Source organism: Dactylosporangium sp. NPDC006015 (genome assembly GCF_040614215.1).
GTDB lineage: Bacteria > Actinomycetota > Actinomycetes > Mycobacteriales > Micromonosporaceae > Dactylosporangium > Dactylosporangium maewongense.
This window is the reverse complement of the sequence record NZ_JBEXUD010000088.1, coordinates 1-25,414: the sequence shown is the minus strand read 5'-3', so window position 1 is coordinate 25,414 and position 25,414 is coordinate 1. Positions and strand designations below refer to the sequence as shown.

The window sequence follows — 25,414 nt, the reverse complement described above, 5'->3', positions numbered from 1 at the left end:
CCCTTTCTAAACACCCACTCAACCCCCTAAAAAACCACCCGGGCCCCCCCCCCCGGGGGGGGGGGGGGGGGGGGCCCCCCCCCCGGCCCCCGGACGCTTCAAGTCTGCTGACCGTCCAGGCATCGATGGCAGCGCAGAGAGGGAAAGATGATCGACGTCGAGTTGGAGTCGGTGAGCAAACGCTTCTCCCGGTCGGGCGAGGCCGCCGCGGTCGACGACGTGAACCTCACCATCGGTGCGGGGGAGTTCTTCACGCTCCTGGGACCGAGCGGGTGCGGCAAGACGACCACGCTGCGGATGGTGGCCGGGTTCTACTTCCCCACCCAGGGGCACATCCGCTTCGGCGGGCAGGACGTCACCCGGCTCGCCCCCAACAAGCGCGACACCGGCATGGTGTTCCAGAACTACGCGCTCTTCCCGCACATGACCGTGGCGCAGAACGTCGCCTACGGGCTCAAGGTGCGCAGGGTGTCGCGGGCCGAGTCGAGCCGGCGGGTGAACGAGGCGCTGGCCCAGGTCCACCTCGACGGATACGGGTCGCGCCGGATCGAGCAGCTCTCCGGCGGTCAGCAGCAGCGCGTCGCGCTGGCCCGCGCGCTGGTGATCCGCCCGCGCATGCTCCTGCTCGACGAGCCACTGTCCAACCTGGACGCGAAGCTGCGCGAGGAGACCCGCACCGAGATCCGGCGCATCCAGCGCGACGCCGGCACCACGTCCATCTACGTGACCCACGACCAGGCCGAGGCGATGGCCATGTCGGACCGCATCGCCGTGATGCAGGCCGGCCGCGTGCAGCAGATCGGCTCGCCGCGCGAGGTGTACCACCAGCCGGCCACCGCGTTCGTCGCGCGCTTCATCGGCCGCAGCAACGTGCTGTCGCTGCCGGTCACCGCCGCCGACACCACCACGGTCGAGGTCGCGCTGCCCGGCGCCGGCACCATCGCTTCCGGCGCGCCGGAAGGGCACGGGCTGCGCACCGGCGACACCGCGCTGGTCTCCGCCCGGCCCGAGCACATCGCGCTGGCCGGCCCCGACGACCCCGGCGTGATCCGCGGGCGCGTGACCGCCCTCGAGTTCACCGGCATGGCCACGCACCTGACGGTCGACATCGGCGCCGAGGGTGGCGAGGTGACCGTCGCGGCGGTCGACGTGCCCGGCCGCGTCGACGTCGGCGACCGGATCGGCCTGCGGCTCACCGCCGAGCGGCTGTGGGTGGTCCGGCCGTGACCGCGGCGTCGTCCGCCGTCCCGTCCCGCCGGGTCGCGCTGGCCCGGCGGCTGGCCGGTGGCGCGAACGCGGCCTGGTTCCCGTACCTGATGGTGGCCCCGCTCGTCCTGATCCTCTGGGGCTACGTGGTGCAGCCGATGCTCGCCACGTTCGTGGAGAGCGTCAGCGAGGACGGCGTCAGCAACTACACGCAGTTCTTCACCTCGGCCGGCGTCGCGCGCACCTCCCTGATCACGTCGCTGGCCATCTCGGTGGCCAGCGTGGTGCTGTGCGGCGTCGTCGGTGTCGCGATGGCGTTCCTGCTCAAGCGGTTCTCGTTCCCCGGTCGCCGCCTCATCGAGGCGTTCATCCTGGTGCCGGCCGCACTGCCGCCGCTGATCGGGGCGATCTCGTTCCAGCTGCTGTACAGCGAGATCGGCATCCTGCCCCGCGGCCTGCAGCACCTGTTCGGGACCGAGTCGCCGGTGCTCGCGTTCGACGGCATCGCCGGGGTGCTCGTCGTGCACACCTTCACCATGTACCCCTTCTTCTACCTGGCCGCGTCGGCCGCGCTGGCGGGACTGGACCCGTCGATCGAGGAGGCCGCGTACAACCTGGGCGCCGGACGCGTCCGGGTCTGGCGCACGGTGCTGCTGCCGATGCTGACCCCCGCGATGGTCTCCGCGTCGCTGCTGGTCTTCATGACGTCGCTGGCGTCCTACACGGCGCCGCTGCTGTTCGGCGTCGACCAGACCATGACGATGCAGATCTACATCAACCGCACCAACGGCGACCTGCCGATGGCCTCGACGTACGCGTCGGCGCTGGGCCTGGTGTCGATCGCCTTCCTGCTGCTGATGCGCTGGTACGAGGGGCGGCGTAGCTACCTGTCGCAGTCGAAGGGCATCTCCGCGCGGCGCCGGGAGATCTCCAACCCGGTCGGGCGCTGGCTCGCGCCGGTCGCCTCCGTGCTGGCGGCGATCGTGCTGCTGGCCCCGGTCGCGACGATCGCGCTGGTGGCGTTCTCCGAGGACGGGTCGTGGACGACGGAGATCATCCCGTCCGCGTATTCCATCGACAACTTCGTCACGATCGTGTCCGAGCCGAAGGCGTTCCAGCCGATCCTGAACTCGCTGCAGATGAGCCTGCTCGCCACCGCCGGGTGCATCGTGATCGGCGTGCTGATCGCCTACGCGGTGCGCCGGCTGCGCTTCGTCGGCAGGAGCCTGCTCGACATCGGCGTCATGATCGCATGGGCGCTGCCCGGCACAGTCGTGGCGATCAACCTGATCTCGGCGTTCAGCACCGGCAACTCGTTCAGCTTCGGGCAGGCGCTGATCGGCACCTTCTGGATCCTGCCGCTGGCGTACTTCGTGCGGTTCCTGCCGCTGGTGTTCCGGGCCAGCTCCGCGTCCCTGGCGCTGATCGACCCGTCGCTGGAGGAGGCCGCGCGCAACCTCGGCGCGTCGTGGTTCCGGGCCTTCCTCAACATCACGGTGCGGCTCATGCTGCCGGGGGTCATCGTCGGCGCGCTGCTGGCGTTCGTGCACGGTGTGGGCGAGTTCGTCGCGTCGGTGCTCATCTACACCTCCTCGACCGTCCCTATCTCGGTGGCCATCAACAACCGCATGTACTCCTTCGAGATCGGCACGGCCGCCGCGTACGGCATGCTGCAGGTGGTGCTGATCTTCGTGGTGATGTGGTTCTCCAGCCGGCTGGAGAACGGCGGCGGCCGGGCCGCGGCACGACAGGCGGAACAATGGACGAACTGATCGAGGCCTGGCAGGCGGACGGCGGGCTCCTCCCGGTGAGCCGCCTGCCCGGGCACGAACTGGCGCGCGTCGCCGCGGCGGCCGACTTCGCGGTCCTGCCCGTCGGCGCCGTCGAGTGGCACGGACCGCACCTGCCGCTCGGCACCGACCTGATCCTGGCCGACGGGTTCGCGAGCGAGGTCGCCGGCGCCGGGCTGCGGGCCGTGTCGTTCCCGGCCGTGCCGTACGCGGCGTGCCCGGGACAGACACGGCCGTGGCCCGGCACCATCGCCGTGCGGCCCGAGATCGCCGTCGGATACCTGTGCGACGTGCTCGACGGCATCGTCGCCGCGGGCTTCCCGCGGGTGCTCGTGGTCAACGGGCACGACGCCAACATGTCCACGGCCCGGGCGGCGATGGAATGGGTGTCCGGCCGGCAGCGGGCGAGCCTGCTGCTGGTCAACTGGTTCCAGCTCGTCGACGCCCGCGAGACGACCGAGCTGTTCGGCGAGCTGCCCTCGCGCGGACACGGCGGCGCCTACGAGACGTCCGCCGTGCTCGGCTTCGACCCGGAGGCGGTGCACCCGGGCGCCGCGCCCGACCTGCCGCCCCGGCCGAAGCTGCCGACCGCCTTTCCGTACGTCCTGGTCGAGTCGCGACCCGAGCCGTGGCAGGGCTGGTCCGGCCACGTCTCGCTGGCCACCGAGGCGGCCGGCCGGCGGGTGCGCGAGACGGCCGCCGCCCGGCTCGGAGAAGTCGCGCGGGCCTGGGTCGCAGCGCCGCTGCCCGGCCCGCCCGGCGCCGATCCGGCACCACAACGACACGAGGGGAACGCATGACGCACCAGCCGTTGACCACCTACCAGCAGCACCACCTCCGCGTCGTCTTCGACCACCACGCCGTCTACCTCTACGGGCCGATGGTGAAGGCCAGCGAGGCGCACGTGGTGATGCTCGCCGAGCAGGGCCTCGTCCCCGCCGACGCGGCGGCGCAGATGCTGCGCGGACTGGTCAAGCTCCGCGACGACCGGCCCGGGACGTTCGAGTACGACGGCTCGGTCGAGGACACGTACTTCACGCTGGAGAAGCGGCTCGCCGAGGCCTGCGGCATCCCGACCGGGCAGCTCAGCGTCCAGCTCGCCCGCAGCCGCAACGACCTGGACTCGGGCGTGTTCCGGATGGTCCTGCGCGACCAGCTGCTCGGTGTGATCGCCGCGCTCGGCGACGCGGGCGCCGTGCTGCTGGACCGCGCCGACCGGTACGCCGACGTGGTCGTGGTCGGGTACACCCACCGCCGCCCCGCCCAGCCGACCACCATCGGGCACGTGCTCGCCGGATACGCCGAGGCCCTCACGGGTCAGGCCGCCGCCTACGCGAGCCTGCTCGCCGAGATGAACCGGTCGCCGCTCGGCTCCTGCGCCTTCGCGGGCACGGACCTGGCGATCGACCCCCACCGCGTGGCCGAGCTGCTCGGCTTCGACGAAGTGGTGGTCAACTCGTACGAGGCGGTCGCCGGCGCCGACCACCTCATGCGGACGGGCGCGCTCAACGCGCAGGCGACCGCCACCGGGGCGCGCGTGGCCCGCACGCTCATGGACTGGCTGACCTGGGAATGGGTGCGCACCCCCGAGGAGTTCACGCAGGGCAGCAGCATCATGCCGCAGAAGCGCAACCCGGTCGTGCTGGAGCACCTGGTCTCGATGGCCGGCGCGACGGCCGCCGACGCCGCGTCCGTGTTCAACAACGTCGGCGCGGCGTGGTGGGAGGACTCCAACAACGCCACCACCGACGTGCAGGTGCGGCTGTGGGAGAGCAACGACCGCGCGTACCGGTTCTTCGCCCTGCTCGGCGGCCTGTTCGAGCGGCTGGAGCCGCTGCGGCCGCCGAACGCCGAGACGATCGTCGCGACCGGCGCGACCACGACCGCCGCGGCCGACGCGCTGACCCGGCACGGCCTGCCGTTCCGCGCCGCCCACTCGGTCATCGGCCGCCTGGTCCGCTCCGGACCTCCCGCGACCTGGACCGACGACGGCATACGTGAGGCGGCGCGCGACGTCGCCGGGATCGACCCGCTCGGCGACGCCGCCGTGCAGGACCTCCGCGCCGCGGCCCTGCTGCCGGAGCTGGTGCTGCGCCGCGCCCAGTCCGACGGCCCGGGCGAGGCCGCCGTCCGGGCCCAGGTCGCCCGGCTCCGATCCCACCTGGACGCGACGCTCGCCGAGGTCGACGCGCTGCGGCACCGGCTGCGCGAGGCCGACACGAAGCTCGCGGCCGTGGTCGCGGAAAGGGCCGCACAGTGAACCTCGAAGCCCCCGCCGACCGGCGGCTGTTGGGCATCGACTTCGGCGGCACGAAGATGGCGATCGGGATCGGCGACGCCGACGGACGCCTGCTCGTCTCGGAGCGCCTGCCGACGCTGGCCGCCCGCGGCGCGCGGCAGGCCCTCGACCGCGCTCTCGACCTGGCGCAGAAGCTCGTCACCGACACCGGCGGCACCCTGCACGCGGTCGGGATCGCCTCACCCGGCGTGATCCGCGAGGACGGCATCGACCTCGCGCCGAACGTGCCCGGCTGGGAGCGCCTGCGCCTGGCCGAGGCCGTCCGCGACCACCTGGGCGTCACCCGCGTCAGCGTCGCCAACGACCTCAACGCCGCGGCCCTCGCCGAACTGCACCGGGGCGCGCTGCGGGACGCCGACCCCGGCCTCGTCATCGGCCTGGGCACGGGCGTCGCCACGGCCATCACGGTCAACGGCGCCGTCGTGCCCGGATACCGTGGCGCGGCCGGCGAGATCGCGTACGCCGTCACCGGCCCGGACTGGCCCGCGTCGCCCGAGCCGCTGCTCGAGACCGACTTCTCCGGCCGGGCCCTCGACGAGCTGGCGGACCGGCTCGCCCTGCCCGACGGTGCGGCCGGCCTCTGCGCGGCCGCGTCCCGGCCCGGCGTGGTCCGCGACGCGCTGGTCTCCCGCGTCGACGAGCTGGCCCGCCACGTCGTCACGTGCTGCCTGCTGCTCGACCCGCAGCGCCTCGTGCTCGTCGGCGGCGTCGCCCGCGACGACCTGGTGCGCGAGCTGCTGACCGACAGGCTCTCCCACGCGCTGCCGTACCCACCCGAGGTGGTCCTGTCCGACTTCGCCCAGGACGCCGCGCTGCTCGGCTCGATCACGCTCGCGGCACAGGCCTGACCTTCCTCTAACCGCAGGACCGCCCCGGACCATCCCAACCCCCGGGGCGGTCCCGCGCCCCCAGGTTTGTTGTCGGGGTCGTCACCGCCACCTAGGGTGGACGTCGGCTCGGGGAGGGGCGAGACGTGACCACTGATGACAACGACCTGCCGGTATGGGCACTCGCCACCGAGGTCGTGAGCGTGCCGGACGTGCTCGGCGGCGCGGGTATGACACCGGCCCGGCTCGCAGAATTGCGAACGGCCCTGGCGACACTCGCGGATTCCCCCATCGCCACGCTGGAAGCGCATCCGATTTCGACCAGACGCGATCGGAGCGGCGGAATTCCGCTGCACTCGGCCAGTCCGCTCGCTCAGCAGTTGTCGCAGCTCGTGACCCAGACAGCCAAGTCAGCGTCGCCGACGCTGAACGTCGCCGGCACTGGTGACGTGCTCTACCGGATGGTGGTGCCGGCCAAGGTTGCCGCACAGATGGGTAAAGGCCTTGTGAGGCCCATGGCAGCGAAGTCGATCGCAGGGGGTATTCGCGGCGCGCTGGTCGACTCCACCGGCATCGTGGCCCAACCCACGTTCGTCCCCGTTGCCGGCAAGGCCGCTGTTGCAGGTGCCGCGACCGGCTCGGCCACCACGGCTGGTGTGGCCGCGGCCGGCGCCGGCGCGTTGACCGTGGCCGCGCCGCTCGTGCTGATGGCCGTCGCGGTCGGCGTCAGCGCCTACGCTGATCACCAACGCCAGCAGGCGATCGAGCGACTCACCGACCTCCTGGAGCAGCTGCACGAGGACAACCTCGAGAGGGAACGCAGCGAGTTGGACGGTTGTCGTGACGCGATCGACAAGGCGACGTCGATTCTGCTCGACCAGGGCAGGATCGGCCTGTCGTTAGGACTGGATTCCGCGTCGTACGCGATCAGCACAGCGATCGAACGAACCAGGCGCCGGCTCATGAAATGGCAGGATGCCCTAGCTGCGCTGCCCGGTGGCCCGGTCGAGATCGGTGCGTTGACGAAATCGTTCCCCGGTGTCGACGAGGAGGGCGGCGAATTCCGCGCGCACCTGGAGCTTGCCCGGCTCGTCATCGCTCTCAAACGCCGGGTGCTCGTGCTGCAAGCAGTTGAACACGCTCAGCTGGTGGGCGCGGACAATCCGTTCAAGAGTTTCATCGGGACATTGCAGGACGACGAGCGCCGTGTCGACGAGTTGGAGTCAGGCATCGACTCGGTCCTGCTTCGGCTGTCGACGATCGAGTTGAAGCGTTATGGCGGTTTCCGGAGCATCATGTTCACGCCGGGCGAGGTCGATGACCTGCTCAAGGCCGCATATCGCCTTCGCGACCTGGGCGGTGGCCTCAACGTGGGAGCCCACCAGGCCGACGTCGCGATCGAGATCGAACGAAGCGGCGACGGATCGCTCGTGGTGTTTCCCGCAGTCGCTGCCTAGCCTCGGCCCTTTCCGTGACCGGTGGGAGCCCGGTCACGGCCTCCGATCCAGCCCCGGCCGCCACGGTCTACGCCCCGCGGCGCCGCCACCTGGTGTCCACGCCGCGGAGCTTTGGCGCCTGGACCGCGACCAATACCGACGCCGGCCGCTGCTTCCGGCAACGTCCTCAGCCTGGCGCGAGCCGAGAGCCTGGCATGAGCGAAAAGGTCAGGTCTTGCCGTCCTGTTCCTGGGCGGCCTGCAGGGTGGAGGAGTGGGGGACCCAGTCGGCGAGGTGGACGGGGTGGCCGAGGGTGCGGAGCCTGGCGATGACCTCGGGGTCGTCGTCCACGACGACGGCGATCTGGGACTCGCGGGCCAGGAGGGACAGCTGGGCGGCCTTGAAGTCCTTCGCGGGGCGGCGGTCGCGGGCGGGGCGCATGAAGAGCAGGTCGGCGGGGAGGCCGGCTTGGCGGAGCCAGGCGTCGGTCACCGGGCGCAGGTGCTCGGGGCGGCCGGTGAGCCAGACGAGGACGTGGTCGGCGGCGTGCCGCAGGGCCAGCTCGACGCCCTCGGGGAGGACCGGGTCGCGGTCGGCGGCGGCGAAGAAGCGGGCCCAGTCCTTCGGGCGCTTGTCGAGGTGGCGGAGGCGGTGCCGGACGTCGGCGACCACTCCGTCGATGTCGAACACGGCGATGGCCGCGTCCCGCTGCGCTGGCGTGTCCACCGGGTCATCATGCCCGGCCGGGTGGGACGGCGTCACTTCAGAAACGGGAGACAACAGGAATTTCTGGAATGCCGGTTTCACCCCTGAGGAAGTATGCCAAGCGGACGTTTCCCCAGCTCAACGGGCGTAGTCTTCGGACCGGGCGAGGTAGGCCGCGGCAGAGCGGCCAGCAGGGGACACGGCCCAGCGTGGCGACGGCCCCACCGCGCCGATCGAAGGAGGTGTCCGCTTGATGCGGATCATGTTGGCCGGCCTCCGGGTCGCCCGAGTGGAAGCCTACGACCATGTGGCCGCCTGAGGCCGAGCGGTTCGCGGACCGGACGGCCGCGGGTCGCTTGCTCGGCACCGCCGTCGCCGCGCATCTGCGGCAGCTCGACATGACGCAGGCCCCGCTGGTGCTCGCGCTCCCCCGGGGCGGAGTCCCCGTCGGGTACGCGGTGGCGGAGACCGTCCACGCCGACTTCGACCTCATGGTCGCCCGGAAGATCGGGCTGCCGTGGCAGTCGGACCACGGGGTGGGCGCGATCGCCGAGAACGGGCCACCGGTGTTCGACCGCGGCGCGCTCGCGTGCGCCGGCCTGACCGTCAGCGACCTCGCGCCCGCGGTACAGCGGGAGCGGGTGGAGCTGCGGCGCCGGCAGGAGCGCTACCGCGGCTCGCGACCCGCGGCGGAGGTGACCGGACGCGTGGTCATCCTCGTCGACGACGGGCTCGCGACCGGGGTCACCGCGCGTGCGGCGGTCCGGGCACTGCAGACCCAGAAGCCGGCGCACATCGTGTTCGCGGCGCCGGTGTGTGCCGCGGAGTCGGTCGACCTGCTCGCCGGTGACGTCGACGCGGTCATCGACATCCACTCCCCCCGGGAGTTCCACGCTCTCGGCCTGTACTACACCGACTTCACCCCGGTCGCCGACACGGACGTCGCCGACATCTGCGCCATGGCGTGGGGCGCCATGAAGGTTGCCACGCCGGTCTGAAGGGCAACGCCCCGATACAACCAGTTCGCCGGAACGATGCGAGGACGCTCTATCCGCCGCCAGTGGGGTTTAACCCACCGGGGGCGGGTAGAGCGTCACCCCATGAGGGCGAGTCTTGCGGCAACCGTCGAGGTCCGCGGCGATGCGACCGTGGTGCACGTCGCCGGGAGCCTGGGCGTGAACACCGCGCCGGTGCTGCGCACCACCGTCCTGGAGTGCCTCGCCACGGAGCCCGCGCTCATCGTGCTCGACGTCGCGGAGCTGCGAACCCATGAGGACGTGGCGCTGACCGTGCTCCCCGCCCTCGCCCAGCACGCCGCGGCCTGGCCCGGCAGCGCGGTCAGCATGGCGGCCGCCCCCGCGCCGCTGCGGCACGCGCTGGACCGGATGGCGGTCGCGCGGCAGATCCCCCTCTTCGCGACCACCGATGCGGCGATCGCGCACGGCTGCGCCGGGGCGCCCGGCGGCGAGCCGCCCATGATGCGCGTCCGGCTCCAGCCGATGCTCGACGCGACCGCCGCGGCGCGGCACCTGGTGGACCGGGCCTGCCGGCTGTGGGGGGTGGCCCGGCTCGCCGACCTCGCCGAGCTCATCATCACCGAGCTGGTCAGCAACGGGGTGCGGCACGCGGGCACCGAGCTGGAGGTCCGCGTCAGCCTACGCCGCCACCAGCTGCACCTGTCGGTGCGCGACGGCAGCCACGCCCTGCCCGTCCGCGGCTCGTCCGACGACACCCTCGCCGAGGGGGGCCGCGGGCTGCTCGTGGTCGAGGCGCTCACCCAGCGCTGGGGTTGCACCCCCGTCCCCGACGGCAAGGTCGTCTGGGCGTCGCTGCGGGCGTAAATCCCGCGGCCACAAAGACAAAGGCGACCTCGCGCGCGCAGGAAAGGTCACCCACGACCTCACCCTTTCACATATTCATTGGCAATTCCCCCGTGCGTACAGTGACCGGGAAAGCAATTCCGCCCGGTTCCACGACCGCACGCTCAACCGCGAATCGCTTGCTGCGCAACGCGATGGGATAGGGGGGAGTCTCCACCATGGAGACAATGCCCATATATGAAGACCGATTTGAATCGGCACTTTCACTGGAATCCTGGCGCGAAGGAGACGAGGAGATCCTGCGCCCCTCGGGAGTGCTCGACCACGCGGCGAGCCTCGACCTGCGAATCCAGCTCAACCAGCGGCTCGACGCCGGACGGGTGCACCTGACCGTCGATCTCTCGCGGCTGCGGCTGCTGGACTGCGCCGCCGCCGACACGCTGCTGCGCGCGCAGCTGGAGGCCCAGGAGCGCGGCGGCGGCCTGCGGACCCCCGGCGCGTCGGACCTGGTGCTGGACGTCCTGGAGATCATCGGGGCGGCGAAACGCCTGCGTGCGTACGACGACCCACCGGTCGGCGCCCCACCACCAGTACACGACGAGGAAGAGCCGCAGAGCCAGTGGACGACCGTCAACGAGCTGCTGCGCCAGGCGGCCACGATGGACGTCAAGGACGCCAGGCGCGGCGCGCTGCGGCAGCGGGCCATCGAGCACAGCCTGCCGCTCGCCGACCGGCTGGCCCGCCGGTTCCACGGGATGGGTGAGTCGCCCGCCGACCTCAGCCAGGTCGCCGCGCTCGGGCTGATGAAGGCGATCGACGGCTTCGACCCCGACTACGGCACCGACTTCGGCGGCTACGCGACCCCGACGATCGTCGGGGAGCTGAAGCGGTACTTCCGCGACAAGGGCTGGGGGGTGCACGTGCCCCGGCGGCTCCAGGAGCTGCGGATCGAGATCAACCGGGTGCGGGACACGCTCGGGCAGCGGCTGGGGCGCTCGCCCACGCCGCGGGACGTCGCCGACCACCTCGGTGTCGCCGAGGACCAGATCCTGGAGGCCCTGGTGGCCTCTTCGGCATACCGGCCGGTGTCGCTGTTCGCGCCGCTCGGCGGGGACGACGACGCGGGCACGCTCGCCGACGTGCTCGGCGACGACGACCGCGACATCGACGGCGTCGAGTTCCGCCAGGCGGTGAAGCCGCTGATCGCCCGCCTACCGGAGCGGGAGCGGCGGATCCTGTCGCTGCGCTTCTACGGCAACCGTACCCAGGCGCAGATCGCCGCCGACCTCGGCATCTCGCAGATGCACGTGTCGCGGTTGCTGTCTCGGACCCTGGAAGGATTACGCCGGGCGCTGCTGGACGGTTGAGATCTCGACGCGCCGGGTAGGAGGCGGCGTGTCTGAAGGGGGAATTGTGACGGAGCTCCACACGGTGGAGATCGCCGCCGTCCTGCGCCAGCTCACCGCGCGCCTGATCGCCAGCGACGACCTCGACGAGGCCCTGGAGGACCTCGTCGAGACCGCTGCCGACCTGGTGGACGGGGCGTCGTGGTGCGCGGTCACGCTGGTGCGGGCAGGGGGGCCGTCGACCGCCGCGGCGTCGCCGGAGCTGCCTGCCGAGCTCCACGACAGCCAGTACCACAGCGGCACCGGCCCGTCGATGGAGGCGATCCGCACCCGTGACCTCATCGTCAGCGCCGACCTGTCGTCGGACGATCGCTGGCCGGGGTGGCGCGAGCACGCGCTCTCGGCCGGCGTGCACGGTGTGCTGACCGTCCCTGTCGACATCGACGAGCAGGTCATCGGGGCCTTGACGGTGTACGCGGCCCAGCCCGGCCGCTTCACCCCCGACGCGGGGCTGACGGCGATGCTCATCGCCGAGCACGCCGGCCTCCTGCTCGCCGCGGTCCTCGACCGGGGCCGGCAGGCCGACCTGCACGCCGAGCTGACCGAGGCCCTGGCCGACGGCGAGACCGTCAACCGGGCCATCGGGATCATGATGGTGCAGCGGGCCTGCTCGTCGGAGGCGGCCCTGGAGGTGCTGCACGGCACCGCGAGCCGGCTCGGGCTGCCGCTCGCCACGGTCGCGCAGCGCCTGGTCGAGACGGTCGAGCGCCGCGCGACGGTGGCCTGAACCGGGTGAACATACGGCCGCACCGGCCCGCCATCCGTGGCGACACCGGTGCGGCCGAGCCCGTGCTGGTTCAGACGGTGAGGGTCCAGCTGTTCAGGTAGCCGGTGTTGCCCTTGTACGAGTCGCGCACCCGCAGCTTCCAGGTGCCGTTCTTCAGGCGGCTCGACAGGTTCACGGTGTAGGCGGCGTCGAGGTTCTTCGCCTTGTCCTTCGAGTTCGCGGCCTTGAGGCGCTTGACCGAGCCGTTCGGCGCGATCAGCTCGACCACCAGGTCGCCACGCTTGGCGTGCACGACGTGCACCTCGACGCGGGCCTTCGCCGACGCCTTGCCGGCGCAGCCGCTGACCACGACGGCGGTGGTGACGGTCCCGCGGTCGCGGATCGTCACGTCGGCCGCGTTGGTCCGCACGTTGCACGGCGCGACCGGGGCGGGCGCGGCGACCACCGCGACCGGAGGCTGGGTCACGGGCTGCTGGGTGACGGGGGCCGGACCGGCCACGGCCGGCGCCTGCAGCAGCCGGTTCGGCGAGCCGGTGCCCGGGTTGCCGACGACGTTCGCCACCGACGAGGCCAGCAGCGCGCTCTGCACCTGCGCCGGGGTCGCCGACGGGAACGCCGACAGGTACAGCGCCGCGGCGCCGGTCACGTGCGGCGACGCCATCGAGGTGCCACTCATGATCGCGGAGCCGGTGTCGCCGCTGTTGCTCGCCGAGGTGATCGCGACGCCGGGCGCGAACAGGTCGACGCAGGCGCCGTAGTTGGAGAACGAGGCCCGGTTGTCGCTCGAGTCGGTCGCGCCGACCGTGATCGCCTCGCCGGTGCGGGCGGGGGAGACACCGCAGGCGTCGACGTTCTCGTTGCCGGCGGCGAGCACGTACGTGACGCCGGAGGCGATCGAGCTGCGCACCGCCTGGTCGAGCGCGGGGCTGGTGGAGCCGCCGAGGCTCATGTTGACGACCGCGGGCTTCTGCGCGTTGGCGGTCACCCAGTCGATCCCGGCGATGATCCCGGAGTAGCTGCCGGAGCCGTTGCAGTCCAGGACCCGGACGCTGACGATGTTCACGGCCTTCGCGACGCCGTAGGTGCTGCCGCCGACCGTGCCCGCGACGTGGGTGCCGTGGCCGTGGCAGTCGCTCGCGTCGGTGTCGTTGTCGACGAAGTCGTAGCCGGAGCGGGCCCGGCCACCGAACTCGCCGTGCGTCAGGCGGACGCCGGTGTCCAGCACGTACGCGGTGACGTTGGCGGCGCTGCCCTGGTAGGTGTAGGTGCCGTCGAGCGGGCGGTTCGCCTGGTCGATGCGGTCCAGCCCCCACGGCGCGCCGGCCTGGCTGCCTTCCAGCGAGACGGTGCGGTCCTGCTGCACGTACTCGACGAGCGGGTTGGCGGCGAGCCGCCTGGCGCCGCGCTCCGTCAGCTGCGCCGAGAACCCCTTCAGCGTGCTGCCGAAGGAGCGCTTGACCTGCCCGCCGAAGCGGTCGGCGAGCCGGCTGGCACTGCTGGCCGTGTCGCTCGCCGCGACCGTGTCCTTGAGGACGACGATGTACCGGTCGCGGATCGCCCCCGGCTTGCCGGCGTCGCGGATCTGCCCCTCGGCCGGGGCGGCCAGCGCCGGCGTGCCGGCGGCCACGACACCGGCGACTGCGGCAGCGGCGACGAAGGTGGCGCGCAGGGTGCTTCGCATCTGGCAGGACCCTCCCGAACTGGTGACGTGCTTGCTTCACCAAGGTTCGGGAGCGGCCGGTGCGGCACCGGTTCGCCGCGGGTTGCCGTGCGGTTGCTCAGTGCGAGAGGCAGTTGATGGTGGCCAGGAGGCTGTTGAGGGGACGGCCGTGGGTGAGCTTCGTGTCGGCCAGGGACAGCCCGTGCACCGACGTGGCGTGCGGCGCGTTGGCGCTGTAGAACACCACGGGCAGGTCCGCGGTCGCCTGGTGGCCGCGGAACAGGTCGAGCAGCTCGTCGCCGTCGACCCGCGGCAGGTGCAGGTCGAGCACGGCGACGTCGAAGTGCGGCTGATCCGCCGCGACGTCGAGCGCCTCCTGTGGCGTGGCGGCGGTGATCACGTGGTGACCCCCGATCTGCAACCGGATCGCGGTGGTCTCGCGGATGTCCACGTCGTCGTCGACGAGCAGCACTCGTGCCATGGCAGCAGGGTTCCCTTCCCGGCGGATCACAACCGTCCCATCGGTTGCCTCATCGGTCAGGGGACCCCGCCACGTGAACCAACTCGCGTCAGGAGCTCGACCGGCGGCGGCGCATCACGATCACGATCACCACGATGGCGATGATCACCACGACGCCGCAGCAGCAGGCGCCGATGAGGCCGCCGCCGCTGGTCTTCACCTTCGGCTTCTTCTTCGCCAGCTCGCCGGTGACTTCGAGCACCGACGGGTGGAGGTAGCTGACGACGTACGCGAACAGAGCGGTCATCCCGTCAAGGTAACCGGTTCTGTCACGCTCGAACCCAGGCCGTCGTGTCGGGTGGCAGACTCCCGTCCGCGGCCAGATCGCCGCTGGCGAGCAGGACCTCACCCGGCGGCAGCGGGGCGGGCACCTGTCCGAAGTTCGTGATCACCCGGATCCCGCCGTTGCGGAAGTCGACCAGGTCGTCCGCCGTGTTCCACTCGAGGACGCCGCGGCCCAGCTCGTACGAGCGACGCAACCGCAACGCCTCGGTGTAGAGCGACAGGGTCGAGCCCGGCACGCCGCGCTGGGCGTCGGCGGCGAAGCGGCCCCAGTCGGCGGGCTGCGGCAGCCACGACGCGGCGGTCGGCCCGAAGCCGAACGACGGCGCGTCCGCCTCCCACGGCACCGGCACCCGGCAGCCGTCGCGGCCCCGGACCTCGTGCCTGGAGCGGAACCAGGTCGGGTCCTGCCGCTCGTCGTCGGGCAGCGTCGTGTGCTCCGGCAGGCCGAGCTCCTCGCCCTGGTACACGTAGGCGGAGCCGGGCAGCGACAGCATCAGCATCGTGGCGGCGCGGGCCCGGCGCAGGCCGAGCGCCTCGTCGGGCTGCGGGTCGCCGACGCCGATGCCGCCCTGCGTGCTGTACCCCGGCTCGAAGCCGAGGCGGGACGCGTGCCGCACCACGTCGTGGTTGGACAGCACCCAGGTGCAGACGGCGCCGACGGGGGCGACGCCCGCGATCGACTCGGTGATCGCGGCGCGCTGGTCGGCGGCGGTCCACGGGGCCATCAGGTAGTTGAAGTTGAACGCCTGGTGCATCTCGTCGGGGCGGATGTAGCGGGCCATCCGCTCCGCCGGCGACACCCACGCCTCGCCGACCATGATCCGGTCGCCGTCGTAGGAGTCCAGGACCCGCCGCCATTCGCGGTAGATGTCGTGGACGCCGTCCTGGTCCCACATCGGCGGGGTGCGGTGCTCGGCGCCCGGGCTGGTGATCGGCACCTGCGCCTCGGTCCAGTCGGGCAGGCCGCTCTCCTTGATCAGCCCGTGCGCGACGTCGACGCGGAAGCCGTCGACGCCCCGGTCGAGCCAGAACCGCAGCACGTCGACGAACATCTGCCGGACCTCGGGCAGGTCCCAGTTGAGGTCGGGCTGGCTGGTGTCGAACAGGTGCAGGTACCACTCGCCGTCGGGGACGCGGGTCCAGGCGGGTCCGCCGAAGACGCTCTGCCAGCCGTTGGGCGGCAGCTCGCCGTCGGGGCCCAGGCCCTTGCGGAAGTGGTACCGCTCCCTCGCCTGGCTTCCCGGGCCCGCGGCGAGGGCCTCCTTGAACCACACGTGCTCGCTGGAGGTGTGGTTGGGCACCAGGTCGACGACGACCCGCAGGTTGCGGGCCTTCGCCGCGACGACCAGCGCGTCGAAGTCCGCCAGGGTGCCGAACCGGGGGTCGACGTCGCGGTAGTCGGCGACGTCATACCCCGCGTCGTGCTGCGGCGAGGGGTAGAACGGCGACATCCACAGCGCGTCGACACCCAGCTCGGCGAGGTGGTCGAGGCGCGACGTGATGCCGCGGAGGTCTCCCATACCGTCGCCGTCCGCGTCCGCGAACGAGCGTGGGTAGACCTGATAGATCACGGCATCGCGCCACCAGACCAGCGAACTCACCCCTTGACTCCTCCGGCCAGCAGGCCGCGTACGAAATATCTCTGCAGCGACAGGAACACGATGATCGGGATGACCATCGAGACGAACGCCCCGGAGGTCAGCCGCTGCCAGTCGTTGCCCCGGGTGCCGGCCAGCTCGGCGAGCCGCACCGTCAGCGGACGGGTGTCCGGCCCGGACGTGAACACCAGACCCACCAGTAGATCATTCCAGATCCACAGGAACTGGAAGATCGTGAGGGAGGCGAGCGCCGGCGTGATGAGCGGCAGCACGACGCGCCGGAACGTCATCGCCGGGCCGGCACCGTCGACCCTGGCCGCCTCGAACAGGTCCTTCGGCAGCTCCGACATGAAGTTGTGCAGCAGGAACACGCCGAGCGGCAGGCCGAAGCAGGTGTGCGCGAACCACACGGCGAAGAAGCCGCCGCCCCACTTGGTGTAGTCGCCCAGCAGCTGCAGCAGCGGGATGAGCGCCATCTGCAGCGGCACGATCTGCAGCGTGAACACGCCGACGAAGATCCAGTCCCGGCCGCGGAAGTTGAGCCAGGACAGCGCGTAGGCGGCCATCGCCGCCAGGCTGACCGAGAACACCACGGCCGGCACGGTGATGACCAGCGAGTTGATGAAGTAGCTGGCCAGCCGGCCGGAGCTCGCCGAGGTGCCGAAGACGACCTCGTTGTAGTTCTCCAGGGTCAGGCTGGGGTTGCTGAAGAACTTCCACCAGCCCGTGGTCTTGATGTCCTCCTCGGGCCGCAGCGACGAGACGAACAGCCCGAACGTCGGGATCGTCCAGACGATCGCGATCACGATCGCCACGGCGCTGGCCACGCGGGAGGTCAGCTTGCGGCGGACCCGGGCGGCCATCGTGTCCTCGCCGCCGTGCCCGTTCTTGTACAGCGGGCCGGCCTCGGCCTTCCTCAGGTTCGCGGCCTGGTTCGTGGCTTTGTTCTTGTCCTCGTTCTTGTCGAGGGAAACGTCGCTCATCGGATCTCCGCTCGCTTCCGCAGCTGCCGGACCTGGTAGGCGACGACCGGCACGACGAGCAGGAACAGCACGACGGCGAGCGCGGCACCGCGCCCCTCACCGCTGGGGTCGTCACTGAGCCGGAAGGCCTGGTTGTACATCTCGAAGGCGAGCACGCTGCTCTTGAAGTTGCCGTTGGTCGACGTCCGGACGATGTCGAAGACCTTCAGCGTGGCGATGGTGATGGTGATGGTGACCACCACGACCGCCGGCCGGATGCTCGGCATCGTGACCTTCCAGAACATCTGCCACGGGTTGGCGCCGTCGAGCTTGGCCGCCTCGACGATCTCGGCCGGGATCGCCTTGATCGCGGCGGACAGGATGACCATCGCGAAGCCCGCCTGGATCCAGATCATCATGACGATCATGTAGAACGTGTTGCTCGGCGAGCTGGTGAGGAACTGCTGGGGTTCCATGCCGAACCACACGAGGATCTGGTTCAGCAGGCCGATCTGCTCCTGGTCCGCCTCGCGGAACGCGTAGATGAACTTCCAGATGATCGTGGCGCCGACGAGCGAGATCGCCATCGGCATGAAGATGAGCGACTTGGCGATGCCCTCGCCGCGGGCCTTGTCGACCAGCACGGCGTAGATCAGGCCGAACGCGGTCGCGAGCAGCGGCACGCACACCACCCAGAACAGGGTGTTGCGCAGCATGATCAGTGTGTCGTCGTTGGTGACGATCCAGCTGTAGTTGTCCAGCCCCACGAACGAGCCGCGGGAGTTGTTGTAGAACGACAGCGTGACCGTGCGGACCAGCGGGTAGAGCAGCCCGACACCGAGCAGGACGAGCGCCGGGCCGAGGAAGCCCAGCATCTGCAGCCGTTCCTTGCCCTTCCCCCATCTGGGCAGGATGTCGAGCACGAACAGCAGGCCGCCGACCACGGCGATGAAGGCGCCGATGAACAGCAGAGCCGGCCAGATCTTGGCGATGTCTTCGGAGAAGTCATATTCCATGGGGGTGTCCTCCGACCGGCCGGCACCGGCGCCGCTGCGCTGGCTTCCGCCTACGCCTGCGAGCGCCGGTGCCGGACCTCAGTTCACTACTTGGGCCAGGTGCTTTCGATGTAGTCCAGCGTCGCCTTGGTGTCCTTGGTGCCGTTGATCCAGTCGGTCATGCCGGTCCAGAAGGACTTCGAGCCGACCGCGGCGGGCATCAGGTCCGAGCCGTCGAACCGGGCCACGGTGGCCGGGTCCTGCAGGATCTTCACCGACAGCTGGTCGATCGTGCCCTTGACCAGGCTGACGTCGAGGTTCTTGTTGGCCGAGATCCAGTCACCGAGCTTGGCCTTGCTGTTGGCCCACTCGGCGGAGGCGAGGTAGGTCTGCACCTTGACGACCTCTTCGCGGTCGGAGAACGCGGAGACGAACTCGCCGGCGACCAGGACGGGCTTGCCCTTGGAGGGGTCCACGGCCGGGAAGTAGAAGGCGAAGACGTCGCCGTCCTCGGCCACGTTCGTGCCCTTCGCCCACTGGTTGGAGTAGAAGTTGGCCTGGCGGTGCAGACCGCACTTCTTGTCCTTGACCGGCAGGCCACCCTCCTGGAACGAGGTGGTCACGATGGTCTTCGGGTTGCCCACGTACTTGGGGTTCTTCAGGATCGACGCGGTCCGCTCGGCGGCCGAGACGATGCGCGGGTCGTTGAACGGGATCGTGTGGTTGACCCACTGGTCGTACACGTCCGGACCCTGGTCGCGCAGGACGATGTCCTCGATCCAGTCGGTGGCCGGCCAGCCGGTCGCGTCACCGGACTCGATGCCCGCGCACCACGCCTTGATGCCGGTCGCAGCGATGTCGTCGGAGAGCTTGATCATCTCATCCCACGTGGTGGGGATCTTGTAGCCCTTCTCCTTGAACAGCTGCGGCGAGTACCACACCAGCGACTTCACGTTCGCGCCCAGCGGCACGCCGTAGACCTTGCCGTTGACGGTGGCGTACTTGGCCCAGTCCTTCGACCAGTTCTTGTCGAGGTTGGCCTTCACCGGCGCGGGCAGCTCCTTGAGCTGGTTCTTCGTCGCGAACGAGGCCAGCAGGCCCGGCTGCGGGAAGACCGCGATGTCCGGCGGCTGACCTCCGTCGGCGCGCACCTTGATCTGGGTCTCGAACTCGCCGGACCCCTCGTAGTCGATCTTGATGTTGGTGCACTCTTCGAACTGCTTCCACGAATCCGTCAGCTTGGTGGCCTCGGCGTCGCGGATCGTCGCATAGATCGAGACGGTCTTCTTCTTGTCGACCTTGTATTGCGCGTAGGGCGCGCACTCGGGCTTGTCGGCGTTGGATGTGCCGGTGTCGCCGGCATCGTCGCCGCAAGCGGCGGCGATGAGTGCCAGCGCGGCCACACCGGCGAGCGCGAACGCCCGACGCCGCCTCGAAAGGACAGCCATGGTTAGCCTCCTTTGGCTAGACCCGGTCCGGGCGAACAGCTCCGCCCACGTACCGGTGTGCTGTGTCCCTCGGATGTAAGCGTTTGCAAGGTCGGTTTGTCGAGCCCTTCGGGACTATTGATCGATAACGAGTTAGCAACACGGTGGACACATTGCCTTTGCCGTCAGTGTTGCTAGCCTCCCCGTGTGGCCGACGTTCCCGTGCCCGTGAGCATGGAGGACGTGGCCCGGCTGGCCGGGGTCTCCACCGCCACCGTGTCACGCACCCTCCGAGGGCTGCCCAACGTCTCCGACGAGACGCGCGACCGCGTGCTGCACGCCGCGGCGTCGCTGTCGTACGTCGTCTCACCGATCGCCTCCCGCCTCGCCAGCGGCCGCACCCACACCGTCGGGGTGATCGTCCCGTACGCCGCCCGCTGGTTCTTCGGGCAGATCGTCGCCGGCGCCGAGTCCGTGCTGCGCGAGCACGACCTCGACCTGCTGCTGTACAACCTCGGCGACGCCGCGGCCAGGCAACGCTTCTTCGGCCAGCTCCCGCTGCGCCGCCGCGTCGACGCCGTCCTCGTGGTCGCCATGCAGTTCAGCGACCCCGAGATCGCCGACCTGCGCAGCCTCGGCGTCCCGATCGTCGCCGTCGGCCACGACGTGCCCGGCGCCGGCTGCGTCCGTATCGACGACGTCGCCGCCGCCTCCTCCGCCGTCCAGCACCTCCTCGGCCTCGGCCACCGCCGCATCGGCATGATCTCCACCTACGCCGACCAGGCGATGTTCCTTCCCGTCGCGCACGAGCGCCGCCGCGCCTACCTCGACACCCTCACCGCCGCCGGCGTGCCCTTCTGCGAAGAGCTCGTCATGTCCGTCCCGCACGGCCTCGACGGCGGCGAACAGGCCATGCGCCGCCTCCTCGCCCTCCCCGACCCACCCACCGCCGTCTTCGCCGAGTCGGACGAACTGGCCTTCGGCGCCCTCTCGGCCCTGCGCCGCACCGGCCGCCACGTCTCGGTCATCGGCTTCGACGACCACGAGCTGAGCGCCCTCCTCGACCTCACCACCGTCCGCCAGCGCGTCTTCGAGCAGGGCGTCCTCGCCGCCGGCATGCTCCGCCGCGCCATGACCGTCAGTGACTGGACCCCCGAAGAGCTCCTCATGCCCACCACCCTCGTCCTACGGGCCTCTACCTGGCCCGTTGCGGTTAGGACTGCACGGACCGGGTAGCTCGCGGGCCGTTGGATTTCCTTCGGGAGTACCTCAGGGGGTTAGTGACATGACCGAGATGCCGGTTACCTGGGAGCAGCCGGACGACGAGCTCGAGGACCTGATCGGCCCCGACACCGACCTGTTGGAACAGGAGCCGGAGCAACCTACACCGACGGACTTCTTCTGGGAGGACGACGAGGAGTAACGCAGCGCACAGGCCGGACGGGGGTATCTCGTTTTTGGGGCGCGCGAAGGGCGTGCTAGAGTTTCCTCCGTTCAGCCAGGCGCCGCTAGCTCAACTGGCAGAGCAGCAGACTCTTAATCTGCGGGTTGTAGGTTCAAGTCCTACGCGGCGTACAGCACTAAAGGCCCAGGCCACGGCACTCCTGCCGGACCTGGGCCTTTCCCATTGCCGAGCCGTGCCGCCACCGGCCCGGCGGCCAGCAGGCCCCGCCACCGCGGCACGCGAACCGGGCCGCGAGGGCCCCGGCGCCCGGACGCCGGCCGGCGTGATCCCGACTCCAGGGTGTCACCGCCCTGCGGCGCGACCGAGCCTCCGCCGGCGAATTCAGGTAAGGCTGTGCGGCCTTCAGCACGAAGCAGGCCACGCCGGCCGTGGCCAGTTTCTGTCCACAGTAGACGCCACGGCTCAGGGGGTCGGGGTGAGCTGGGTGGTCAGCAGCGTCTGGAGGGCGGGGGCGGGCATGGGGCGGGCGAAGAGGAAGCCCTGGGCGTAGCCGCAGTCGAGCTCGCGGAGTGCGGCGGCCTGCTCGTCGGTCTCGACGCCCTCGGCGACGGGCTGGAGGTACAGGCTGCGGGCCAGCTCGACCACGGCGCGGAAGAGGGCCTTCTCCTGGCGGTCGGCGACGCGGGAGACGAAGGCGCGGTCGATCTTCAGGACGTCGATGGGGAGGGTGCGCAGGTAGGCCAGGGAGGAGTAGCCGGTGCCGAAGTCGTCGATGGCGATGCGGATGCCGTGGGCGCGGAGGCGGGCGAGGCGGCGGCTGACGGCCTCGGTCTCCTCGACGGTGGCGGTGACCAGGACGGTCTCGGTGATCTCCAGGACCAGGGCGGCGCCGGGCAGGCCGGTGCGCTTGAGGGTGGCGAGGACGTCGTCGGCGAAGGAGGGGGCGCGCAGCTGGCGGCCGGAGACGTTGACGGTGACGGAGATGCCGTGCGTGGCGTGCCAGGCGCGGGCGTCGGTGCAGGCGCGCTCCAGGACCCAGGCGCCGAGCCGGCCGATCAGCCCGGTCTCCTCGGCGACGGGCACGAACCGGGCCGGCGAGACGGCCGTGCCGTCGGGGGTGGTGAAGCGCAGGAGGGCCTCGACGGCGGCGACCCGGCCGGTGTGGATGTCGACGACGGGCTGGTAGTGCACGGCGAAGCCCCCCGTGCCGGCAACTGTGCCGGCGACTGTGCCGTCGACCGCGGCGCGGAGCTGGTCGGCGAGGGCGGCATGCGCGAGGTGGTCGGCGCGCAGCTTCGGGTCGTAGCGCTCGGCACGGTTGCGGCCGGCGTCCTTCGCGGCGTAGAGGGCCAGGTCGGCGTTCTGCAGCGCCTCGCCGGTGCTGGCGGGGGAGCCGGAGTAGACGCCGACGCTGGCGGTGAGACGCAGCTCGCGGCCGTCGACGAGGTACGGGCACGCCAGGTCGGCGACGCACCGGGCGGCGAGGTCGTCGAGGCCGGCCAGGTCGGGGGAGACGACCGCGAACTCGTCGCCGCCGAGCCGGGCGAGCAGGTCGCCGGGGCCGGCGAGGGCGCGCAGCCGGGCGGTCGCCTGCAGCAGCAGCTCGTCGCCGGCGGGGTGGCCGAGGGTGTCGTTGACGTCCTTGAAGCCGTCGAGGTCGACGATGAGCAGCCCGATGCCGGCCTCGGCGGCGATGCCGGCCTGGAGCCGGGTGCGGAACTCCTCCCGGTTGGCCAGGCCGGTCAGCACGTCGTGCTGGGCGCGGAACGCCAGCTCCCGCTGCAGGGAGGTGCGCTCCCGTAGTGCCCGGCCGAGGCGCAGCACCATCAGCACCATGAGCACCGCGGTGAGCGCGGCCGGGACGAGGGCGTGCGACCACGAGCCGGCGCCGCGGTGCAGGGCGATGTCGGCGATGAGGACGGCGGGTCCGAGCACCGCCAGGGCGATGAAGCCGCCGATCGGGGTGGCGCTCTCGTCGGTGGTGCGGGCGCTCCCGCCCACGTCGCGGATGCCGGGGTGCAGGCACGCCGCGGCGAGCAGGAAGCTCCACGTGAGCCATCCGACGGAGGTCACGGAGCTGACGACCGCGCCGCCGCGGCCCCACACGTACATGACGACGTAACAGGCGTCGGTGAGGAGCATCGCCGCGGTCGAGGCGATGAGCAGGCCGGACGCGACACCGGGGCGGACCGCGAACGCGACCCGCAGCAGCATCGACACAACCAGCAGGTCGCAGACGGCGAGGCCGGTGATGCCGGCGGTGGACGCCTGGTCGAGGCCGGCCCGGGACAGCAGCGGATACAGCACGAACGCCCACGCCGGCTGCGCCATGCCGATGAGCGCGATGGCGGCGTCGAGCAGCCGCGTCGAGGACCATGGCCGCAGGCGGCGGGCGAGCAGCCACAGCGCGACGCCGGTCAGCGGGTAGCACAGCAGGTAGCCCGCCTCGGCCTCCGGCGACAGCGCGGGGGCCGCGGTCGTGACGGCGGTCGTGACGGTGGAGGTGCCGACGCCGGCGACCAGCAGCCAGTACACGGCGGCGGGGTCCGGCCGGTGCCGGCGCAGCCCGGCCACGGCGGCGCCGAAGCAGGCGGCCTGCACCGCGACCCAGAACACGCCGAAGCCTTCCGGGTGCGCGGCGGCGGCCACGGCGGACGCCACGGCGGCGCACGTCAAGAACCACAGCCAGATCCTCACGCTTCCATTCAGCAGGATACGGGGTGCGGGCAGGTTGCACCCTTGGGTGCGAATGGCGAGTGAAGCGCTTTCTGCCCTAATTGCGCGGCCTATAGTCCTTTTTGTGGATACCGGCAGGCGTGGCGACCGGACGACCCGCCTGCTCCTGTTCGCGGCCGTCCTGCTGCTCGCCTCCGGCGTGGTCGCCGGTGGCGTGACGGCCTGGAGCTGGTGGGGCCGGGTCCGCGCCGTCCACGCCGCGCAGGAGCGGCTCGCCGCCGAGTGGGCCTCACCGGCCCGGCGGTCCGACGCGGCCGTGGCCGCCGCCGCGGGAGCCGCCGGCCGGCGCCCGCCGGCCCCGATGGCGCTCGCGGGCGAGCCGCGCGGCGATGGCGGTCCGGTGGCGGTGCTGCACGTACCGACGCTGCGGTTGAAGCTCTTCGTGGTCGAAGGGTCCGACGACGCGCACCTCATGCTCGGCCCCGGCCACATCCCCGGCACCGCCGCGTTCGGCGAGACCGGCAACGCGGGCATCGCCGGGCACCGCTACCCGGGCGTCTTCTGGGACCTCGGCGAGCTGGAGGTCAGCGCGCCGGTCGTGGTCGAGACCCGCGACACCTGGCTCGTCTACCGGGTCGTCGAGGCGCGCGTGGTGCGGCCGGAGCAGAGCGAGGTGCTCGCGCCGCCCGCGCCCGGCGCCGGGCCGCTGCTCACCCTCGTCACCTGCGAGCCGAAGCTCAGCACGTCGCGCCGGCTGATCCGGCAGGCCACCCTGGTGCGCCGCGATCCGGTGGACGGTCCACGCCCGGCAGAGCTGCAATACCCTACGTGACGGTCTGCTTACCGTAGCGCCACGAATCTCCTTGACCGGCACCCGAACGTGCCGATTGTCCCTGTGAGTTCGGCCGGTTCCGGGGTGCTTCGCCGGGCCGTGGCCCGACGCGTGGTTTGTCCCGGTGAGGGCTGAAGGGAGCCTGGCCGTGAGCGACTTGGGTGACATCGTTCAGGAGTTTCTCGTCGAGTCACACGAGAACCTGGACCAGCTGGACCGGGACCTGGTGGCGCTCGAAGCGGCACCGGGATCGCGGGAGCTGCTGTCGTCGATCTTCCGCACCATCCACACGATCAAGGGCACCTCAGGTTTCCTGGCGTTCAACCGCCTGGAGAAGGTGACCCACGTCGGCGAGTCGCTGCTGTCCCGGCTGCGCGACGGCGCGCAGGGCATGACGCCTTCGACGACCGACGCGCTGCTGCGGATGGTCGACACGGTCCGCGGGCTGCTGTCGGAGATCGAGGAGCACGGGCAGGAGCTCGAGGGCGACGACTCGGGCGTGATCGCCGCGGTGAACGCCTGTATCACCGACGGGTCGGCGCCCGCTCCCGCTGCCGCCGTTCCCGCTGCCGCCGCTCCCGCTCCCGCCCCCGCTGCCGCCGTCCCCGCGCCTGACGCCGTGCCGCCGGCCGTGTCGGGCACCGTCGTCGACCCGACGCCGGCCGTCGAGGTCGTGGTGGTCGAGCCGGTGGTCGTCGTCGAGGCCGCCCCTGCCCCGACCCCCGCCGCCCCTGCTCCCGCCCCCGCCACCCCTGCTCCCGCCCCCGCCCCGGCTGCCGCTGCTCCCGCGCCCGCCGCGGCCGTGCCCGCTGCTGTGCCCGCCGCCGCGCCTGCCGCC

The 25,414-nt window shown here is 71.3% G+C and carries 23 protein-coding genes and 1 tRNA gene; 15 read left to right on the top strand and 9 right to left on the bottom strand.

Going from position 1 to position 25,414, the window contains the following annotated elements; genetic code table 11:
- Positions 1 to 147 precede the first annotated feature (147 nt).
- The 6 genes from ABZ321_RS57115 to ABZ321_RS57090 all read left to right on the top strand — a co-directional run bounded on the left by ABZ321_RS57115 (position 148) and on the right by ABZ321_RS57090 (position 7,579).
- Positions 148 to 1,227 (top strand): ABC transporter ATP-binding protein, encoded by a 1,080-nt coding sequence (locus tag ABZ321_RS57115; RefSeq protein ID WP_344512400.1) that lies wholly within the window; start codon positions 148 to 150, stop codon positions 1,225 to 1,227.
- Positions 1,224 to 2,978 carry an iron ABC transporter permease gene (locus ABZ321_RS57110; protein WP_354905286.1) on the top strand — a complete coding sequence of 585 codons (1,755 nt, stop codon included), beginning with the start codon at positions 1,224 to 1,226 and terminating at the stop codon, positions 2,976 to 2,978. Before ABZ321_RS57115 ends, ABZ321_RS57110 begins: the two co-directional genes overlap by 4 nt.
- Complete coding sequence (locus ABZ321_RS57105; RefSeq protein WP_344512404.1) at positions 2,966 to 3,796, top strand: creatininase family protein; 831 nt, start codon at positions 2,966 to 2,968, stop codon at positions 3,794 to 3,796. Before ABZ321_RS57110 ends, ABZ321_RS57105 begins: the two co-directional genes overlap by 13 nt.
- Positions 3,793 to 5,256: a lyase family protein gene (locus ABZ321_RS57100; protein ID WP_354905283.1), complete on the top strand. Its 1,464-nt coding sequence runs from the start codon at positions 3,793 to 3,795 to the stop codon at positions 5,254 to 5,256. The genes ABZ321_RS57105 and ABZ321_RS57100 overlap by 4 nt, the downstream gene beginning before the upstream one ends.
- Positions 5,253 to 6,143 (top strand): ROK family protein, encoded by an 891-nt coding sequence (locus ABZ321_RS57095; protein ID WP_354905281.1) that lies wholly within the window; start codon positions 5,253 to 5,255, stop codon positions 6,141 to 6,143. Before ABZ321_RS57100 ends, ABZ321_RS57095 begins: the two co-directional genes overlap by 4 nt.
- A gap of 125 nt (positions 6,144 to 6,268) precedes the next feature.
- Complete coding sequence (locus tag ABZ321_RS57090; protein WP_354905279.1) at positions 6,269 to 7,579, top strand: hypothetical protein; 1,311 nt, start codon at positions 6,269 to 6,271, stop codon at positions 7,577 to 7,579.
- A gap of 207 nt (positions 7,580 to 7,786) precedes the next feature.
- Here ABZ321_RS57090 and ABZ321_RS57085 read toward each other — a convergent pair whose 3' ends face one another.
- A complete protein-coding gene (locus ABZ321_RS57085) occupies positions 7,787 to 8,284 on the bottom strand; it encodes a hypothetical protein (RefSeq protein WP_354905277.1) in 498 nt (165 codons plus the stop codon).
- A 284-nt stretch (positions 8,285 to 8,568) separates the two neighbouring features.
- On the opposite strand from ABZ321_RS57085, the gene ABZ321_RS57080 reads away from it, so the two are divergent.
- The 4 genes from ABZ321_RS57080 (at position 8,569) to ABZ321_RS57065 (ending at position 12,216) form a co-directional block, all read left to right on the top strand.
- The gene (locus ABZ321_RS57080; RefSeq protein WP_344512415.1) at positions 8,569 to 9,261 is read left to right on the top strand and encodes a phosphoribosyltransferase family protein; all 693 of its coding nucleotides are present in this window, start codon (positions 8,569 to 8,571) and stop codon (positions 9,259 to 9,261) included.
- Between the two features lie 102 nt (positions 9,262 to 9,363).
- Positions 9,364 to 10,104 (top strand): ATP-binding protein, encoded by a 741-nt coding sequence (locus ABZ321_RS57075; RefSeq protein ID WP_344512417.1) that lies wholly within the window; start codon positions 9,364 to 9,366, stop codon positions 10,102 to 10,104.
- Between the two features lie 206 nt (positions 10,105 to 10,310).
- Positions 10,311 to 11,450 (top strand): SigB/SigF/SigG family RNA polymerase sigma factor, encoded by a 1,140-nt coding sequence (locus ABZ321_RS57070; protein ID WP_344512419.1) that lies wholly within the window; start codon positions 10,311 to 10,313, stop codon positions 11,448 to 11,450.
- A gap of 46 nt (positions 11,451 to 11,496) precedes the next feature.
- Complete coding sequence (locus ABZ321_RS57065) at positions 11,497 to 12,216, top strand: GAF and ANTAR domain-containing protein (protein ID WP_344512421.1); 720 nt, start codon at positions 11,497 to 11,499, stop codon at positions 12,214 to 12,216.
- 70 nt (positions 12,217 to 12,286) lie between these two features.
- Here ABZ321_RS57065 and ABZ321_RS57060 read toward each other — a convergent pair whose 3' ends face one another.
- From ABZ321_RS57060 to ABZ321_RS57030, 7 genes are all read right to left on the bottom strand, one after another.
- Complete coding sequence (locus tag ABZ321_RS57060; RefSeq protein ID WP_354905273.1) at positions 12,287 to 13,897, bottom strand: S8 family serine peptidase; 1,611 nt, start codon at positions 13,895 to 13,897, stop codon at positions 12,287 to 12,289.
- 97 nt (positions 13,898 to 13,994) lie between these two features.
- On the bottom strand, positions 13,995 to 14,357 hold the full coding sequence (locus ABZ321_RS57055; protein WP_344512425.1) for a response regulator: 363 nt from the start codon (positions 14,355 to 14,357) through the stop codon (positions 13,995 to 13,997).
- 88 nt (positions 14,358 to 14,445) lie between these two features.
- Positions 14,446 to 14,643, bottom strand: coding sequence for a hypothetical protein (locus ABZ321_RS57050; protein ID WP_344512427.1), 198 nt, complete (start codon positions 14,641 to 14,643; stop codon positions 14,446 to 14,448).
- Positions 14,644 to 14,665: 22 nt separating this feature from the next.
- Positions 14,666 to 16,282: a glycoside hydrolase family 13 protein gene (locus ABZ321_RS57045; protein ID WP_344512429.1), complete on the bottom strand. Its 1,617-nt coding sequence runs from the start codon at positions 16,280 to 16,282 to the stop codon at positions 14,666 to 14,668.
- Positions 16,279 to 17,142: a carbohydrate ABC transporter permease gene (locus ABZ321_RS57040; RefSeq protein WP_344512447.1), complete on the bottom strand. Its 864-nt coding sequence runs from the start codon at positions 17,140 to 17,142 to the stop codon at positions 16,279 to 16,281. Before ABZ321_RS57040 ends, ABZ321_RS57045 begins: the two co-directional genes overlap by 4 nt.
- A gap of 116 nt (positions 17,143 to 17,258) precedes the next feature.
- Entirely contained in the window at positions 17,259 to 18,257 is a 999-nt protein-coding gene (locus tag ABZ321_RS57035) for a sugar ABC transporter permease (RefSeq protein WP_344512431.1), read from the bottom strand.
- Positions 18,258 to 18,343: 86 nt separating this feature from the next.
- Entirely contained in the window at positions 18,344 to 19,684 is a 1,341-nt protein-coding gene (locus ABZ321_RS57030) for an ABC transporter substrate-binding protein (protein WP_344512432.1), read from the bottom strand.
- Between the two features lie 186 nt (positions 19,685 to 19,870).
- Here ABZ321_RS57030 and ABZ321_RS57025 point away from each other — a divergent pair, with 186 nt between their 5' ends.
- From ABZ321_RS57025 to ABZ321_RS57015, 3 genes are all read left to right on the top strand, one after another.
- Positions 19,871 to 20,899: a LacI family DNA-binding transcriptional regulator gene (locus ABZ321_RS57025; protein ID WP_344512433.1), complete on the top strand. Its 1,029-nt coding sequence runs from the start codon at positions 19,871 to 19,873 to the stop codon at positions 20,897 to 20,899.
- Positions 20,900 to 20,948: 49 nt separating this feature from the next.
- Positions 20,949 to 21,086 (top strand): hypothetical protein, encoded by a 138-nt coding sequence (locus tag ABZ321_RS57020; RefSeq protein ID WP_344512435.1) that lies wholly within the window; start codon positions 20,949 to 20,951, stop codon positions 21,084 to 21,086.
- Positions 21,087 to 21,165: 79 nt separating this feature from the next.
- Positions 21,166 to 21,238: transfer RNA gene (locus tag ABZ321_RS57015), tRNA-Lys, on the top strand.
- Between the two features lie 292 nt (positions 21,239 to 21,530).
- Here ABZ321_RS57015 and ABZ321_RS57010 read toward each other — a convergent pair.
- Positions 21,531 to 23,765, bottom strand: coding sequence for a bifunctional diguanylate cyclase/phosphodiesterase (locus ABZ321_RS57010; RefSeq protein WP_354905267.1), 2,235 nt, complete (start codon positions 23,763 to 23,765; stop codon positions 21,531 to 21,533).
- A gap of 103 nt (positions 23,766 to 23,868) precedes the next feature.
- Here ABZ321_RS57010 and ABZ321_RS57005 point away from each other — a divergent pair, with 103 nt between their 5' ends.
- Positions 23,869 to 24,576: a class E sortase gene (locus tag ABZ321_RS57005; protein ID WP_344512437.1), complete on the top strand. Its 708-nt coding sequence runs from the start codon at positions 23,869 to 23,871 to the stop codon at positions 24,574 to 24,576.
- A gap of 148 nt (positions 24,577 to 24,724) precedes the next feature.
- Positions 24,725 to 25,414: Hpt domain-containing protein (locus tag ABZ321_RS57000; RefSeq protein ID WP_354905264.1), on the top strand; the 690-nt coding region annotated here is incomplete at its 3' end.